Source organism: Pandoraea sp. NE5, from assembly GCF_024363545.1.
GTDB lineage: Bacteria > Pseudomonadota > Gammaproteobacteria > Burkholderiales > Burkholderiaceae > Pandoraea > Pandoraea cepalis.
Map to the genome: position 1 here is coordinate 4,405,034 of NZ_AP025517.1, position 15,929 is coordinate 4,420,962.

Here is a 15,929-nt window from a genome sequence, read left to right on the forward strand (position 1 = left end):
CCGTGCAAATCCGAACGTGCACTTCCCCGAAAACACTGCTATAATCCGCGCTTCGCTTCGCGGATCGTCATTGGACTTCCTGCGAGGCGACGAAAAACTGCGTTTTGCCCCAATCCTGTGATAAGCCGCTGTAGTTCTTGCCGGTACTGGCGCTCCTGATAAAGGAACGACCCGCCACCGTCCCTGGCTTACGATACGGATTTCGATCCGCTTTCTGCCCCATCCGCGATTTGCTTCCTGCTTGCGACGAATTGGGTTTGCCGATTGGCGCCAACGCCCCGACATCACCTTTTTGATCCGCAAGAGGCTTCATGGAACAAACTTCCAAGATGTCTGCGCTCGCGCAGACGTATTTCCCTTCGTCCGAAGAAAACGCTAACGCTATTGTTGTCGATGCTGCTCCGGCAGCCAGCGACGACGGCAAGCCCACGTTCGCCGAACTCGGCTTGAACGCGGCGATTCTGTCGACGCTCACCACCGCAGGCTATACCCATCCGACGCCGGTGCAGCAGCGCGCGATTCCCGCCGCGCTCGCCGGTCGCGATCTGCTCGTGTCGAGCCCGACGGGCTCCGGCAAGACGGCCGCCTTCATGCTGCCCGCCATCCACCGCTTCGCGGAAATGCAGGCCAGCGGCGAGCTGAACAGCCGCGCCCCGGCCGCGCATCCGCGCAACGTGCCGGCAGAGCCGGGCGAAAAGCCCCGCAAGGGCCAGCGCGTGCGTCGCGTGGCCGCCCAGCCGCTGCTGCTTGTGCTCACGCCGACGCGCGAACTGGCGCAACAGGTCTCGACCGCGGCCGACACGTACGGCAAGCAACTGCGCCGCCTGCGCACGGTGAGCATTCTCGGCGGTATGCCCTACCCCCGTCAGCTCGAAATGCTGGCGAAGCAGCCCGAGATCATCGTGGCGACGCCGGGCCGTCTGCTCGATCACATCTCCAGCGGCAAAATCGACCTGTCGCAATTGATGATGCTGGTGCTCGACGAAGCCGATCGCATGCTCGACATGGGCTTCATCGACGACATCCAGACCATCGTCGACGCCACGCCGGCATCGCGTCAGACGCTGCTGTTCTCGGCAACGATCGACGGCCGCATGGGCGAAATCACGCGTCGTCTGCTGCGCGATCCGGAAACCATCGAGATCACGCGCGGCTCCGACCAGCGTACCAACGCCAACATCGAGCAAACGCTCCATTACGTGGACGATCGCGCCCATAAGGATCGCCTGCTCGCACACCTGCTCGGCAACGATTCGCTCGACCAGGCCATCGTATTCACGTCGACCAAGCGCGACGCCGACCTGATCGCCGACCAGCTCGAACAAGCCGGTTTCGATAGCGCTGCGCTGCACGGCGATATGCCGCAAGGCGTGCGTAACCGTACGCTGCGTGCCCTGCGCGAGCGTCGTGTGCGCGTGCTGGTCGCCACCGACGTGGCCGCACGCGGCATCGACGTGCCGGGCATCACGCACGTGTTCAACTACGATCTGCCGAAGTTTGCGGAAGACTACGTTCACCGTATCGGCCGTACAGGCCGTGCCGGTCGTCGTGGCGTGGCCGTGAGCCTGGCCGCACACGCCGAAATCGGCGCGGTGCGTCGCATCGAACGCTACACGCGTGAACTGCTGCCGGTGAATGTCGTGGCCGGTTTCGAACCGCGCCGTGCCGCACCGAAGGCCGGTGCCGGCGGCAAGCGTCCGGGCCCGAGCCGCAATGGTCCGCGTCACGGTCAAGGCAACGGCGGCGGCAGCCGCTGGAGCAACAACGGTCCGCGTCACGCCAGCAGCGCCGGTAACGGCGGCAGCGGTAGCGGCGGTTATCAGGGCGGTCAGCGTTTCGGCGGCAACAAGCCGGCCGGTGCCCCGTTCGAGCGTCGCGAGGGCAATGGCTTCCAAGGGGGTTACCCGCAGAACGGCGCGGGTAACGGCGGTAATGGTGGCAACGGCTTCTCGAACGGCAGCGCGACCGACCGCTTCGAGCGTCGCGCTCCGCGCCCCGCCGAAGGCGGCTATCGTCAGGATCGCGGCACGCGCAGCTTCGACGCCCCGCGTCAAGATCGTGGCTTCAGCAATCGCAACGGTGGCGGCTTCAACAAGCGTCGCGACGACTGAACGGCCTGAGGCCGTCAGGACCGATGCCACATCGGTCCTGCGCAAATACCTGAAAACCCCGGATGTTGACGTCAACGGTCAACGCCGGGGTTTTTTCTTACGCGCGCCGGATCGAAAGAGGCCGACGCGTAGGCGCAAGCACTGCCAATCCGCGCTCGACAAACGACGCCGTCGATCTCACCGCGTCGACACAAACTGATCGGTCGCTTCGATCAACCAGTGCAGAATGGTGGGCTCGTTGAAGGCATGTCCGGCGTCGGACGCCCAATAGAAATCCGCCTCCGGCCACGCCTTGTGCAAGTCCCAAGCCGTGCGGGCAGGGGTCGCTACGTCGTAACGGCCCTGGACGATCACACCCGGAATGTCGCGCAGGCCGCGCGCACCATCAATTAACTGGTTCGGCGCGAGAAAGCCATCGTTGACGAAGTAATGATTCTCGATGCGAGCGAACGCAATTGCGTAGCGCGGATCGCCGAACGCTTCGGCAAGACGGTCGTCAGGCAGCAGCGTGATGGTGCTGCCCTCCCACACACTCCATGCCCGCGCCGCCTCGATTCTCACGGCCTCATCGCGATGAGTCAGCCGCTTCTGGTAAGCACGCATCAGATCGCCTCGCTCTTCAAGCGGGATCGGCGCGAGGAAAGACTCCCAGCGATCCGGAAACAGCCACGATGCGCCCTTCTGGTAATACCACTGCAACTCGTCGCGGCGTACGGTGAAAATGCCGCGCACGATCAATTCGCTGACTCGGTCGACGTGCGCCTGCGCATAGGCCAGTGCCAAGGTGCTCCCCCACGAGCCCCCTAACACCAACCAACGGTCGTATCCGAACTTGACGCGCAAGCGCTCGATGTCATCCACCAGATCCCACGTCGTGTTGTGGTCCAGACTCGCATGCGGTAACGAGCGTCCGCAGCCACGCTGGTCGAACAGCGTGATGCAGTATTTGGCCGGATCGAACAACCGCCGATGCTCCGGCGAGCAACCGCCTCCGGGACCGCCGTGCAGAAACACCGCCGGCTTGCCACGCGGATTTCCGCACCGCTCCCAATACACTTGGTGCCCATTGCCCACATCGAGCACGCCGCACTCGAAAGGCTCGACCGGCGGGTACAGGCCACGCAGCGTCTCCGGGCGAATCTCTACGACCTTGCCAGGCCCCCGCGGTACAAGCGCCTGCGCGCGCGGACCGTTTGGCAGGCTGCGGGCGGCATCATCGGGAAAGTCGAGCGACATCGGCATCCTCACTTGAACACGGGGCTGGGCAGTGTCAACGTCACGCCCCAGCGCAACGCCGACCACGGAAACTCGGGCGAATAGCACGAGAATCCATCCGTCGACGTTCAGTGTAGCGCGGCACCCAAGACAAGACAAAGCGCGCGCTCAAAACGAAATGGAACGATGTTGCCATCGTCCCATTCGTACAGCGATGCGATCACCGAGTCACGATAAGGGCGTGATTTCGACTCAAGCCTAGTCAGACCGTTTCAGCCCCCCATCGGAGCCCTTCATCACGCTTCAAACCACTTCGTACAACGGCAGCGTAAGGAACTCGACAAAGTCGTCGCTGGTGCTCATCTGTTCGAAGATGACGGCCGCGCGATCATACGTCGGCGTCACTTGCCCCACGAGTGCTTTCACATTGGCAAGCTCGTGCGCAATCAGCTCGCGCACCAGCTCGGCGGTGACCTTGCGGCCGTCGTCGAGCTTGCCCTTCGGCGAGCGGATCCACTGCCACACCTGCGAGCGAGAGATCTCGGCCGTTGCCGCATCTTCCATCAGGTTGTGAATCGGCACGCAGCCATTGCCCGCCAGCCAGGATCCCAGGTAGTGGATGCCGACATTGATGTTGTTGCGCAGCCCCGCCTCGGTAATCGGCGCTTCCGGCTGGAACGTCAGCAGGTCACGGCCCGAGACCGTCACATCGTCGCGTTGCTTGTCGATCTGGTTCGGACGCTCGCCCAGCACCTTCACGAACTCCTCCATCGCCACGGGCACGAGCCCTGGGTGTGCCACCCAGCCGCCGTCGTAACCGTCGGCGGCGTCGCGCGCCTTGTCGCCGCGAATGCCGGCCATCGCCCGCTCGTTCGCTTGCGGATCGTGCTTGATCGGAATCAACGCGCTCATGCCGCCAATGGCAGGCGCATTGCGGCGGTGACACGTCTTGAGCAGCAGCAGCGCGTAGGCCCGCATGAACGGCACCGTCATGGTGATGCGACTGCGATCGGCCAGGCAGAAGTCGGCATCGACCTTGAACTTCTTGATGCACGAGAAGATGTAATCCCAGCGGCCGGCGTTCAGGCCCGCGCTGTGCTCGCGCAGTTCATACAGAATCTCGTCCATTTCGAACGCGGCGAGAATCGTCTCGACGAGCACGGTCGCCTTGATCGTGCCCTGCGCCAGGCCCAGTTCGTTTTGGGCGAGCACGAACACGTCGTTCCACAGACGCGCCTCGAGGTGGCTCTCCAGCTTCGGCAGATAGTAGTAAGGCCCGAAGCCGCGCTCGAGCGACGCCTTCGCGTTATGGAACACATGCAGGCCGAAGTCGAACAGGCTGCCTGACATGCGCACACCGTCCACGCTCACGTGCTTCTCGTCGAGATGCCAGCCGCGCGGACGTACGATCAGCGTGGCGACCTTGTCGTTCAAGGCGTAACGCTTGCCGTTCTGTTCGAGACTGATGGTGCCGCGCACGGCGTCGCGCACGTTGATATGCCCTTGCAACTGGTTATGCCAGTTCGGCGTGTTCGAGTCCTCGAAGTCGGTCATGTAGCTGTCCGCCCCCGAGTTCAGCGCGTTGATGATCATCTTGCGCTCGACCGGCCCCGTGATTTCCACACGACGGCATTGCAACGCCGCCGGCAACGGTGCGATGCGCCAGTCGCCGTCGCGGATCGCTTGCGTCTCGGGCAGGAAATCGGGCACTTCGCCGGCGTCGAGTCGTGCGGCGCGGTCCGCGCGGGCCGCAAGTAGTGCCTGACGGCGCGGTTCAAAGGCGCGGTGCAGCTTGGCGATGAAAGCGAGTGCCTCGGGGGTCAGGATCGCTTCGTACTCAGAACGAATATCGGTGCTGGCATCAACATGCAATTGCATGCCGGGGGGCAGAATCAGGGACATCAGGGATCTCCAACGATCTTCATTTATATAAGGGAGTGCGCCGCAAGGAAGAACTTCAGGGGCTTTGCACCAGGCCTCACACCGCGTTGGGCGTCAGGCGCGCGCTCCCGTCACTACCTCGACGAACCGCTGCAAGTCGCGCATGTCGCGCCCCATCCCTTGCGGCGTGACGCCGAGCTGTTCGACCGGCAGCCCGGCCCGGTTGACCCAAAACGTCGGGTAACCGAACCAGGTGGCACCGGCCGCGTCCCAGCCGTTGCTGGAGACGAAAACGATGGCGTCGGCAGGCAAGCCGAACGCGTCGGGGCCGAGTTGATAGGCCTCCGGGGCGGTCTTGAATTTGCGTACCGCGTCGACCGACAGCACATGCTCGAACAGATCCTTGATCCCAGCGCTCTTCAGGCCGACGTCGAGCATGCGGGGATCGCCATTCGAAAGCACGCCGAGCCTGAGACCCATTGCACGCAACGCGCGCAGCACGGACGGGTTTTCGGGGAAGACCGACAGGCAGGTGTATTCGTCCATCAGGCGCTTCTCGGCGACAGGCGAGAGCGTGAGATTCAGACGCGCCGCAGCGTAGCGCAACGCGTCGACGGTGATGTCCCAGAACGGACGGTAGCGTTCGCCGCGCGGGCCCGAGAGCGAGCGCAGTTGCGTGTATTCGATCTGCTTGGCCCGCCACAGCTCGGCAAGCGCCGCCCCGCGTCCCGGGAACTGCTGCTCGGCGGCCGCCGCGACGGAGTACACGTCGAACAATGTGCCGTAAGCATCAAAAATCACTGCCTGAATACGCAAAGCCATAAGCTGGGTATCACTCAATATCACTTGTCATTGCCTGCCAATTGTATTATTGATATCAATCGCCATAAAAGCGCACAAAAATCACTTTATCTTTGACTTTTTAGTACATAATCCGCCGCGTGGATCGCTTCAAACAAATCGAAACGTTCGTCGCCGTGGCCGCCAAGGGGAGTCTGTCGGCGGCCGCAGCGCTCGAAGGCGTGGCGCCGGCCGTGATCGGGCGGCGCATCGACGCGCTCGAGTCCCGCTTGGGCGTGAAGCTGCTCGTGCGCACGACGCGGCGGGTCACGCTCACGTTCGAGGGATCGGCGTTTCTCGAGGACTGCCAACGCATTCTCAACGAGATGCACAACGCCGAGGCCGCCGTATCGGCGGGCGGGGTCAAGGCCAGCGGCCATCTGCGGCTCTCGGCACCGGCCGGGTTCGGGCGACGGCACGTCGCCCCGCTGCTGCCGGTGTTCATCGAATCGCATCCAGACGTCACGGTCACGCTGGACCTCTCCGACCGTCTCGTCGATCTGGTCAACGAAGGCTTCGATTGCGCGATCCGGCTGGGCGAGTTGCCCGATTCGAGCCTCGTATCGCTGCGGCTGGGCGAGAACCGGCGCGTGTGCGTGGCGTCACCGGGGTATCTCGCACGACACGGACGGCCCGAATCGCTCGACGCCCTCGCGCGTCACAATTGCCTCGCCTTCGGATCTACCGCCAACCAGCAGCGCGGCTGGACCTTCTCGCAGGACGGCAAGGTCGTGACCATCCGCGTGAACGGCACCATGGAATGCACCGACGGTGCGGTACTGCACGACTGGTGCCTGGACGGCTACGGCCTCGCATGGCGCTCGTGGTGGGAGGTGGGCGACGATATCCGCGCGGGCCGGCTCATGAGCGTGCTCGACGACTTTGCCGCGCCGCCCATCGGCATTCATGCCGTGTTCCCGCAACGCCGTCACCTGCCGCTGCGCGTACGCCTGTTCATCGACCATCTCAAGCACCACTACAGCAGTTCGGTCTACTGGCGAGATGACGCGGCGCCCATCGCGCCGCACGGCGCGGCCGTCTGAGCGGCGGCGCGTCGCGGTGCGAGGGGGCGTGAGGGGGCGTGAGGGGGCGTGAGGGGGCGTGAGGGGGCGTGAGGGGGCGTGAGGGGCGTGAGGGGACCCGAGGGATCACCGCCCTATCGGGACTATCGGGTTTGCCCCCGTTGTTGCGTCGCGCCAAAGCCATAGAATCGAAACGAAGGGTCCGCTGGCAATGCGCAGGCTTGAGGGCGAGACATGGCCCTGACTGGCACCGGATGTCTCGGGACAGCGGACGGGGTGCAAGACCGTGATACCTGCGCGAGCCTGTGAACGCGTGTTCAGCAACGCCAACTGCGGGAGGTCATATGCTGTTTACCCACATCCTCATTCCGACCGACGGCTCGGAGCTTTCCGAAAAGGCGGTCACGGGCGGACTCGAGCTGGCGCGCGCGCTCGGCGCGAAGGTGACGGGCTATTGCTGCCTCGCGGAGTATCCGTATTCGCCCTTCAGCGAGTATGTACTGGAAGCGCCGGCCACTTTCAGCGAGCGCATTGCCGAAGAGGCATGCGCACACCTCGACAAGCTGGCCGAAGCCGCCGCGGCGGCGGGCGTGCCGTTCGAGCGCGACAGCTCCACCTTCCCGGCGCCTTATCTCGGCATCATCGACGCGGCGCAACGTCACGGATGCGATGTCATCCTAATGGCCTCCCACGGACGGCGCGGGCTGACCAGCCTGCTGCTTGGCAGCGAGACGCAACGTGTTCTCGTGCACTCCAAGATTCCGGTGCTCGTCTACCGCTGATCCATTCGCGGCAACTCGATCGCACATGAAAAAAGGCCCGTGAGCGGGATACGCTCACGAGCCTCCTCTCGTTCAGGCGTGCATGGCACCCTCACCGCGACGGGACCGCAGTCAGGGCCGCCCCGGCCGGATAGGCCGGACGCGCGGTCATAGCGCGATGTCGCACCGCCGGCTGACGATGTGCCCCCACGCGCATCGTCGCTGGCGGGCGCACCGCGCCCTCCCTCAGCCCGGTCAGGCTGCCTTGACCTTTGCCTTCTTCTCGTCGAAGAACTGTTCGTCCTCCGTCGAACCCTTCAGGGCCGTGGTCGATGCGTCACGCTCAATCGTCTGCGTAACAGCATCGAAGTAGCCCGTACCCACCTCGCGCTGGTGCTTCACCGCGGTGAAGCCCTTGTCCGCCGCCGCGAATTCGGCTTCCTGCAACTCCACGAAGGCGCTCATCTGACGACGGGCATAGCCATGCGCCAGGTTGAACATCGAGTAGTTCAGGCTGTGGAAGCCGGCCAGCGTGATGAACTGGAACTTGTAGCCCATGGCGCCGAGTTCCTTCTGGAACTTGCCGATGGTCGCATCGTCGAGGTTCTTCTTCCAGTTGAACGACGGCGAGCAGTTATACGAAAGCATTTTGCCGGGGAAGTGCTTGTGAATCCCCTCGGCAAATTGCCTGGCGAATTCGAGATCGGGCTTGCCGGTCTCGCACCACACCAGATCGACGTACGGCGCGTAAGCCAGACCACGGGCAATCGCCTGATCGAGGCCATTGCGCGTGCGGTAGAAGCCTTCGACCGTGCGCTCGCCGGTGCAGAACGGCTGATCGATCGGATCGACGTCAGCGGTGATCAGGTCTGCTGCTTCGGCATCGGTCCGGGCGATCAGGACGGTCGGCACGCCGAGCACGTCGGCCGCCAGTCGCGCCGCCACCAGCTTGGCCACGGCTTCGCGCGTCGGCACGAGCACCTTGCCACCCATGTGACCGCACTTCTTGACCGACGCGAGCTGATCTTCGAAGTGCACACCGCCGGCGCCCGCTTCGATCATCGCCTTCATCAGTTCGAAGGCGTTGAGCACGCCGCCGAAGCCGGCTTCGGCGTCCGCCACGATCGGGGCGAAGTAATCGATATAGCCTTCGTCGCCCGGGTTCTTGCCTTCCGACCATTGGATCTGATCGGCCCGCGTGAAGGTGTTGTTGATGCGGCGCACGACTTGCGGCACCGAATTGGCCGGATACAGCGATTGGTCGGGGTACATTTCACCCGCCATGTTCGCGTCGCCGGCGACCTGCCAGCCTGACAGATAAATCGCCTTGAGACCGGCCTTGACCTGTTGCATGGCCTGATTGCCGGTCAGCGCGCCCAGGGCGTTCACAAACGGCTCGTCGTTGATCATTTGCCACAGGCGCTCTGCACCGCGGCGGGCGAGTGTTTGTTCAGGCTGGATCGATCCGCGCAGGCGCACCACGTCTTCGGCCGAGTAGCCACGCTTGATGCCCTGCCAGCGCGGATTGTTCGCCCAATCCTGCTCGAGTTGCTTCACCTGGTCTTGACGTGTCGTCATGATGATCTCTCCTGGTTTCTCGATACAAATAAAGCGGTGACGCCTGACTGCCTGTGCGGCTTGAAACCGGCATGTCTTGTATAAGAGTTTAGGGATTTTTCACGCAACGCAACAGAACGAACCACGGCATGGAGTAAAATTTTTTAACTATAAAAATCAATAGCATATGAACTTTATTTCTTGATGCGAAACGATATTTTCCGTTCTGAAATGGCATCGTTGTGCCGAGCAGCGCAAATTTTTACGCACCGCAAGATCATTCCACATCATGAAAAAAGCCGGTGACGGCGAGTCCCGGCTTTGCAACCTCGCGAACAGGCGCGGGCGCGGTGGTTACGATGCGGCCCGACGGGCTGCCGTCGCCGCCCTGGGCGGCTTGCATACGAACCACACGGCGAGCGCGATGAAACAGCCGCCGACAACGTGCGCCATCGTGACCGCTTCATTCAGGAACAAGGCGCCCCACAGCACACCGAACGGCGGAATGAGAAACGTCACGGTCAGCGAGCGCAACGGGCCCAGATCCGCGATCAGGCGGAAGAACATCATGTAGGCCACCGCGCTGCAAAGGAAGCCGAGTGCGGCCATTGCGGCCCAGACGCCGCCGGTCGCCGGGCCGGGAATGCCGGACGTTGCCGACACGTAGCCGAAGAACGGCAGCAGCACGACGGCCGCCCCCAGTTGGCTGCCGAAGGCGACCAGCTTCGCATCGAGGCCGCCCCGGTCGGAAATCCAGCGTTTGGTCAGATAGCCCGCCAGGCCATAGCAGGACGTGGCGACGAGACACGCCAACGCCCCAATGACCACCGGCCCCGACATCGTGACCGGTCCGGCCCGCGTCAATACGGCCACGCCGACAAGCCCGAGCAACACGCCCAACCCCTTGGCTCCCGTCAGGCGCTCACGGAAGAACAACGTGCCGATGATGACGCCCATCAACGGCGTGGTTGCGTTGAGAATCGCCGAGTAACCGGCCGGGAGCACGCGCGCGGCGAGGCAGTACATCGCGAACGGAATGCCGGAATTGATGACGCCGAGCAGCATCGACGCCCCGAGCCGCCCCTTGAACTCCCAGCGCACGCGCATTACCAGCAGGATGACCGCCAGACCGATGGCGCCCAGGGTCACGCGAAGGAACGCCGTGGGCAGCGGCCCGAGCACAGGGACGATGATGCGCATGAAAAGAAAGCTCGCGCCCCAGATGGCGGAGAGCGTCAGCAAACGGGCAATGTCGGACGAACGCATAGTCGGCATGACGGCACGGTTGGCCGCCGGGAAGAATGGGAACGCGTGAATCGTCCCACATCGACGCCAGGCCTGCTGGTCAAAATCGGACATGGCGGCAACGGCACAGTGGCGTTCATCGTCAACCCGTATCGCCCGCCATGGCGGGTCACGCACGGTCCATTTTCGGAATCGGCGCATTGAGCAAGCAAGTGGTCGCGCGCTATGGTGACTGACCGATCGATCGGAGATTTCATACTCATGACGTATCACGATTCACGCGCCGTCTCTCCTCGCGAGGTCCGCCCTCCGTCCGACGGGCGACCTCTCACTCACCAGACCGTCATTCATCCGATTCTCCGCACCCGCCCTCCCGCCCAGACGACCTCACTGCACGCATCGCCCGCCGTGGTGCCACGCGGTTACGACCTATGGAATCACTATGAGGTCGCTTGGCTCGACATGCATGAGCGCCCCCAGATCGCCGTGGCGGAAATCGTGATTCCGTGCGATTCCCCGTACACGCTGGAGATGTCGGACGCGCAACGCTATTTCCTGACGTTGCGCGAGCGATGCTTCGAATCTCCCGACGCGCTGGAAGCGCACGTGGCGGGCGAATTATCGCGCTGCCTGCAAGCGTATGTCCTGGTGCGCACGACACCGGTCAGGCAAGCCGTTCGCACCACGGCCGCCTGCGGGCCGGGCACGGAGAGTCTCGACCTCGCGCCGGTCAGCGTGATACGCGGTGGCGTGCAGGCTCATGCCCTTTGCCTCGCCAGCGACGCCGATGGAGCGCTGGCCTCGCCGATTCGCGAATGCCTGGTCTCCGACCTGTTGAGCGTGCGATGCCCGCTCACCGGCGGCGTCGACTACGGAACCGTCTGGTTCGACTATACCGGCGCGCCGATCTGTCGCCGCGCACTGCTCGCGTACGTCCTGTCGTTTCGCGATAGCGCGATGCTGATCGAGCACTGCGTAGATACGCTCTTCAGTGACGTGCTCACGCGATGCGCGCCAACGCGACTGGCAGTCGGCGCACGCTTCACGCGGCGTTACGGACTCGATATCAATCCCGTGCGCTCCACACATGCCATCGCCCTCACCAATCTGCGCACCATTCGCCAATGACCTCGACGATCTCCCCTGCCTCGCTGCCCTCAGCGCTCGCCGCACGCCAGGCCACGCGCATGACGCCCGCCGTCATCGTGCTTGCGATCGCCTTCGTGAGCTTCCTGCTGATCTCGAACGCATTGGGCGCTCGCGTATGCGAGGTCGCGCTGCCCTGGTCGGTCGGCGACGAGCCGTTGCGGCTGACATTCTCGGCCGCCCTCATCGGCTTCCCGTTTGCTTACCTCTTTGCATCGGTGCTCACGGAGGTCTACGGCTATCGCATCAGCCGCATCGTGATCTGGAGCGGACTCGCGGCCAATCTGGTGATGATCGGATTTCTCTGGCTGATGACCCGGCTGCCCACCGAAGCAGCCTGGGCGGCAGAAACCGGCTTCACGGACGAGGTGCAGCGTCACTGGTACGAGGCCATTGCGCATATGTTCCTGGCATCGGTGTCGTGACGTCGGCACCTCGCTCAATCCATTCCGCTTTCGAGCATCGATGCCGCGGCAATCCGTCGAGACTCAATAGCGCATGTCGCTCGCGCTGTCACAGCCGTGCCGCAGCGACACCACAGCTACACCAGGATTACGCCGCGTTGGCGTCGCGCGCGCGACGATACTTGACCCAGTCTCCATCGGCAATCTGCGGCAATGCGTGGACCGCCGATTCGCTCACCGGATAGACGATGCAAGCGTAGGTTGCGCCGTCACAGGCGACCTCGCGCATGTCTCGAACGAACAACCCCGCCTCGCCCGGATACACGGCTTCGATCTCGTCGAGCACGGGGACCAGTGCCGTTGCGATGCGATAGACGTCGCCAGTGACGCGGCCTGCGCTGTGGCCGTCGCACGCCGTGGCGTCGAGCACCATGCCCGGATAGTCCCCGAAATCGTACAGCCGCCCGCCGAGTGATGTGGTGCCGACATAGACCGGCGCCTCGATGCCGTGTCGCTCGGCGGCATACGACACGTCGTTGATTTCGCCGGCACGCAGCGTGCCATAGACAAAAACGTAGACCCCCTCGTCCTGCGAGTCATGGGCATCGTGGGCGTCGACCCGGTCACGCGTTGCAGTATTCATCACCAGCATCCAAATCGGAAAAAAGTGGGGAAGCAGGCAACGCGTCGGCCCCGAACTGCGCATGCCGTGCCCAACACGTCCTCTGTCCGAGCCAATCGTCGTCCTGATGACCGACGGCGGACACGATCGCGCGTACCCCTGAAGTAAAAAAATCCCCGCGCACATTGCAATACGCGGGGACGGATCATGCGGTCCAAGCGAGTTGCAGGAACCGCGTTCGCGCTTACTCGGCGGCCGGTGGCGTCGCTTCGGCCGCTTCTGTCACCGGCCCGGCGGCGTCGCCCTCGAACGTGAATCGCCCGTTGCGCCAGTCGACCGGGATGGTGTCCTTCGGCCCGAACTTGCCCGCCAGCACCAGCTTGGCGATCGGGTTCTCGATTTCCTGCTGGATCGCCCGCTTGAGCGGCCGCGCACCGAACACCGGGTCGAAGCCTTCCCGCGCCACATGCGTGAGTGCCGCCTTGGTCACGTCGAGCGTCATTTCAAGCTTGGCCAGACGTTGACGCAGGATCTCGATCTGGATCGTGGCAATCGACTCGATGTGCTTCTGGTCGAGACCGTGGAACACCACGACTTCGTCGATCCGATTCAGGAACTCCGGACGGAAGTGATCCTTGATCTCCCCCCACACGGCATCCTTGATGCGGTCCTGCGGCTCGCCGACCATCGACTGAATCATCGACGATCCGAGATTCGACGTCATCACGATCACCGTGTTCTTGAAGTCCACCGTGCGGCCCTGGCCATCGGTCATGCGCCCGTCGTCGAGCACTTGCAGCAGCACATTGAACACATCCGGGTGCGCCTTTTCGACTTCGTCGAGCAGGATCACGCTGTACGGCTTGCGACGCACGGCTTCCGTCAGGTAGCCGCCCTCTTCATAACCGACATAGCCCGGAGGCGCGCCAATCAGCCGAGCGACGCTGTGCTTCTCCATGAACTCGCTCATGTCGATGCGGATGAGGTGATCGTCGGCATCGAACAGGAACATCGCCAGCGCCTTGCACAGCTCGGTCTTGCCCACACCGGTCGGCCCGAGGAACAGGAACGAACCATACGGACGGTTCGGATCCGACAGCCCGGCACGCGAACGCCGGATGGCGTCGGCCACGGCGGTAATCGCCTCGTCCTGCCCAATCACGCGCTCGTGCAGCTTGTCTTCCATGTGGAGCAGCTTTTCGCGCTCGCCCTGCATCATCTTCGAGACCGGGATGCCGGTCGCCCGCGAGACCACTTCGGCAATCTCTTCGGTGCCCACCTGCGTGCGCAACAGGCGTGGATGCGACTGCTGGCCCGCCGCTTCCGCCGCGTCGGCGTCCTTCAACTGGGCTTCGAGCTGCGGCAGCTTGCCATATTGCAGTTCAGCCACCTTGTCGAGCTTGCCTTCGCGTTGCAGCTTCGTAATGTCGGCACGCACGCGCTCGATCTCTTCCTTGACCTGGGCGCTGCCCTGTACCGCCGCCTTCTCCGCGGTCCACACTTCTTCGAGGTCGGCGTACTCGCGTTCCAGGCGCGAGATCTCTTCCTCTATCAGCGCAAGGCGCTTTTGCGAGGCTTCGTCGGTTTCCTTCTTGACGGCTTCGCGCTCGATCTTCAACTGGATCAGGCGACGGTCGAGCTTGTCCATCACTTCCGGCTTCGAGTCGATTTCCATCTTGATCTTCGACGCGGCCTCGTCGATCAAGTCGATGGCCTTGTCCGGCAGGAACCGGTCGGTGATGTAGCGCTGGCTGAGTTCCGCCGCCGCCACGATGGCCGGGTCGGTGATCTCCACCCCGTGGTGCAGCTCGTATTTCTCCTGCAAGCCACGCAGAATTGCGATCGTTGCCTCGACACTCGGCTCGTCGACGAGCACCTTCTGGAAACGACGCTCCAGCGCGGCGTCCTTCTCGATGTACTTGCGGTATTCGTCGAGTGTGGTCGCGCCGATGCAATGCAATTCGCCGCGCGCGAGCGCCGGCTTGAGCATGTTGCCCGCGTCCATGGCGCCTTCGGCCTTGCCGGCCCCCACCATCGTATGAATTTCGTCGATGAACAGGATCGTGCGCCCTTCATCCTTGGCAATGTCGCTCAGCACGCTCTTCAGCCGCTCTTCGAATTCGCCACGGAATTTCGCGCCGGCGAGCAGCCCCGCCATGTCCAGGGCAAGCACGCGCTTGTTCTTGAGCGACTCCGGCACTTCGCCATTGATGATGCGCTGCGCAAGTCCTTCCACAATGGCGGTCTTGCCCACCCCCGGCTCACCGATGAGCACCGGGTTGTTCTTCGTGCGGCGTTGCAGAATCTGGATCGTGCGACGAATTTCGTCGTCGCGGCCGATCACCGGATCGAGCTTGCCAAGCGACGCGCGCTCGGTCAGATCCAGCGTGTACTTCTTGAGGGCTTCGCGCTGATTCTCGGCATCCTGGCTGTTGACGGATTGTCCGCCGCGCACGCCTTCGATGGCGGCTTCGAGCGACTTGCGCGTCAGGCCACGCGCCCGCGCCAGTTTGCCCGTTTCGCCCTTGTCGTCGGCCAGCGCGAGCAGAAACATTTCGCTGGCGATATAGCTGTCGCCATGCTTCTGCGCTTCCTTGTCGGCCTGATTGAGCAGGCCCGCGAGTTCACGGCCGACCTGGACGTTGCCGTCGGTGCCTTGAACTTGCGGCAGCTTCGCGAGGGCCGTCTCGATGTCGTGCGCGAGCGGCTGCACCTGCACGCCGGCGCGCTGCAGCAACGAGCGTGCGGCGCCCTCGGGTTGAGCAAGCAGCGCTGCGAGAAGATGCAGCGGCTCGATGTATTGCTGGTCGCGACCGACTGCCATGCTTTGGGCATCAGCCAGCGCTTCCAGGAACTGCGTGGTGAATTTGTCTTGTCGCATCTAGGGCTCCGGTAAGAAATCTTTCTGGATCGGATGTGCGGACAAGCCCCTGCGGTTTCAAGGGGCATGGCAGCGCGACGATTGACATTGTCGTGCGAGGCCGGAACGGGTCAGCACCCGCCCCAGCATCGGGCGAGATGACGCCATACGGGGAGCGTGAAACGACCGCGGGACACGCCCGGCATTGAAGCTCATAATAGCGATTTTCAGCCTCCCGCACCACGCGTCGCGCTGACGGTAGAAC

13 protein-coding genes are annotated in these 15,929 nt (G+C 63.4%); 5 read left to right on the top strand and 8 right to left on the bottom strand.

Annotated features, from left to right (window positions below; genetic code table 11):
- Window positions 1-67 precede the first annotated feature (67 nt).
- Entirely contained in the window at window positions 68-313 is a 246-nt protein-coding gene (locus PanNE5_RS19915) for a hypothetical protein (protein ID WP_150563536.1), read from the bottom strand.
- Here PanNE5_RS19915 and PanNE5_RS19920 point away from each other — a divergent pair.
- A complete protein-coding gene (locus PanNE5_RS19920; protein ID WP_261938696.1) occupies window positions 312-2,111 on the top strand; it encodes a DEAD/DEAH box helicase in 1,800 nt (599 codons plus the stop codon). The genes PanNE5_RS19915 and PanNE5_RS19920 overlap by 2 nt on opposite strands.
- Window positions 2,112-2,288: 177 nt before the next feature.
- On the opposite strand, the gene pip is transcribed toward PanNE5_RS19920, so the two are convergent.
- The 3 genes from pip to PanNE5_RS19935 all read right to left on the bottom strand — a co-directional run bounded on the left by pip (window position 2,289) and on the right by PanNE5_RS19935 (window position 6,029).
- Complete coding sequence (gene pip / locus PanNE5_RS19925) at window positions 2,289-3,227, bottom strand: prolyl aminopeptidase (protein ID WP_261939879.1); 939 nt, start codon at window positions 3,225-3,227, stop codon at window positions 2,289-2,291.
- A gap of 402 nt (window positions 3,228-3,629) precedes the next feature.
- Window positions 3,630-5,228 carry a malate synthase A gene (gene aceB / locus PanNE5_RS19930; RefSeq protein WP_261938697.1) on the bottom strand — a complete coding sequence of 533 codons (1,599 nt, stop codon included), beginning with the start codon at window positions 5,226-5,228 and terminating at the stop codon, window positions 3,630-3,632.
- A gap of 93 nt (window positions 5,229-5,321) precedes the next feature.
- Window positions 5,322-6,029, bottom strand: coding sequence for a haloacid dehalogenase type II (locus PanNE5_RS19935; protein ID WP_261938698.1), 708 nt, complete (start codon window positions 6,027-6,029; stop codon window positions 5,322-5,324).
- Between the two features lie 119 nt (window positions 6,030-6,148).
- Here PanNE5_RS19935 and PanNE5_RS19940 point away from each other — a divergent pair, with 119 nt between their 5' ends.
- On the top strand, window positions 6,149-7,090 hold the full coding sequence (locus tag PanNE5_RS19940; protein ID WP_150563538.1) for a LysR family transcriptional regulator: 942 nt from the start codon (window positions 6,149-6,151) through the stop codon (window positions 7,088-7,090).
- Between the two features lie 326 nt (window positions 7,091-7,416).
- Window positions 7,417-7,851, top strand: a complete 435-nt coding sequence (locus tag PanNE5_RS19945) for a universal stress protein (protein ID WP_026131659.1) — start codon at window positions 7,417-7,419, stop codon at window positions 7,849-7,851.
- A gap of 234 nt (window positions 7,852-8,085) precedes the next feature.
- Here PanNE5_RS19945 and aceA read toward each other — a convergent pair whose 3' ends face one another.
- Together aceA and PanNE5_RS19955 are read right to left on the bottom strand one after the other, a co-directional pair.
- Window positions 8,086-9,408: an isocitrate lyase gene (gene aceA / locus PanNE5_RS19950; RefSeq protein WP_017232259.1), complete on the bottom strand. Its 1,323-nt coding sequence runs from the start codon at window positions 9,406-9,408 to the stop codon at window positions 8,086-8,088.
- 333 nt (window positions 9,409-9,741) lie between these two features.
- Entirely contained in the window at window positions 9,742-10,653 is a 912-nt protein-coding gene (locus PanNE5_RS19955) for a DMT family transporter (RefSeq protein ID WP_039829890.1), read from the bottom strand.
- Window positions 10,654-10,893: 240 nt separating this feature from the next.
- Between PanNE5_RS19955 and PanNE5_RS19960 the strand changes: the two genes are divergently transcribed.
- Window positions 10,894-11,760 (top strand): NADPH-dependent 7-cyano-7-deazaguanine reductase QueF, encoded by an 867-nt coding sequence (locus PanNE5_RS19960; protein WP_261938699.1) that lies wholly within the window; start codon window positions 10,894-10,896, stop codon window positions 11,758-11,760.
- Complete coding sequence (locus tag PanNE5_RS19965) at window positions 11,757-12,203, top strand: VUT family protein (protein ID WP_261938700.1); 447 nt, start codon at window positions 11,757-11,759, stop codon at window positions 12,201-12,203. The genes PanNE5_RS19960 and PanNE5_RS19965 overlap by 4 nt, the downstream gene beginning before the upstream one ends.
- Before the next feature lie 127 nt (window positions 12,204-12,330).
- On the opposite strand, the gene PanNE5_RS19970 is transcribed toward PanNE5_RS19965, so the two are convergent.
- Together PanNE5_RS19970 and clpB are read right to left on the bottom strand one after the other, a co-directional pair.
- Window positions 12,331-12,825, bottom strand: coding sequence for a gamma-glutamylcyclotransferase (locus PanNE5_RS19970; protein ID WP_083902197.1), 495 nt, complete (start codon window positions 12,823-12,825; stop codon window positions 12,331-12,333).
- A gap of 223 nt (window positions 12,826-13,048) precedes the next feature.
- On the bottom strand, window positions 13,049-15,685 hold the full coding sequence (clpB, locus tag PanNE5_RS19975) for an ATP-dependent chaperone ClpB (RefSeq protein ID WP_017232264.1): 2,637 nt from the start codon (window positions 15,683-15,685) through the stop codon (window positions 13,049-13,051).
- Between the last annotated feature and the right edge of the window lie 244 nt (window positions 15,686-15,929).

Excerpts from the sequence above, each read along its gene's own strand:
- PanNE5_RS19955 (WP_039829890.1), bottom strand. The coding sequence starts at position 10,653 with ATGCGTTCGTCCGACATTGCCCGTTTGCTGACGCTCTCCGCCATCTGG.
- PanNE5_RS19920 (WP_261938696.1), top strand. The coding sequence starts at position 312 with ATGGAACAAACTTCCAAGATGTCTGCGCTCGCGCAGACGTATTTCCCT.
- aceA (WP_017232259.1), bottom strand. The coding sequence starts at position 9,408 with ATGACGACACGTCAAGACCAGGTGAAGCAACTCGAGCAGGATTGGGCG.
- PanNE5_RS19965 (WP_261938700.1), top strand. The coding sequence starts at position 11,757 with ATGACCTCGACGATCTCCCCTGCCTCGCTGCCCTCAGCGCTCGCCGCA.
- PanNE5_RS19960 (WP_261938699.1), top strand. The coding sequence starts at position 10,894 with ATGACGTATCACGATTCACGCGCCGTCTCTCCTCGCGAGGTCCGCCCT.
- PanNE5_RS19915 (WP_150563536.1), bottom strand. The coding sequence starts at position 313 with ATGAAGCCTCTTGCGGATCAAAAAGGTGATGTCGGGGCGTTGGCGCCA.
- PanNE5_RS19935 (WP_261938698.1), bottom strand. The coding sequence starts at position 6,029 with ATGGCTTTGCGTATTCAGGCAGTGATTTTTGATGCTTACGGCACATTG.
- clpB (WP_017232264.1), bottom strand. The coding sequence starts at position 15,685 with ATGCGACAAGACAAATTCACCACGCAGTTCCTGGAAGCGCTGGCTGAT.
- aceB (WP_261938697.1), bottom strand. The coding sequence starts at position 5,228 with ATGTCCCTGATTCTGCCCCCCGGCATGCAATTGCATGTTGATGCCAGC.
- PanNE5_RS19970 (WP_083902197.1), bottom strand. The coding sequence starts at position 12,825 with ATGAATACTGCAACGCGTGACCGGGTCGACGCCCACGATGCCCATGAC.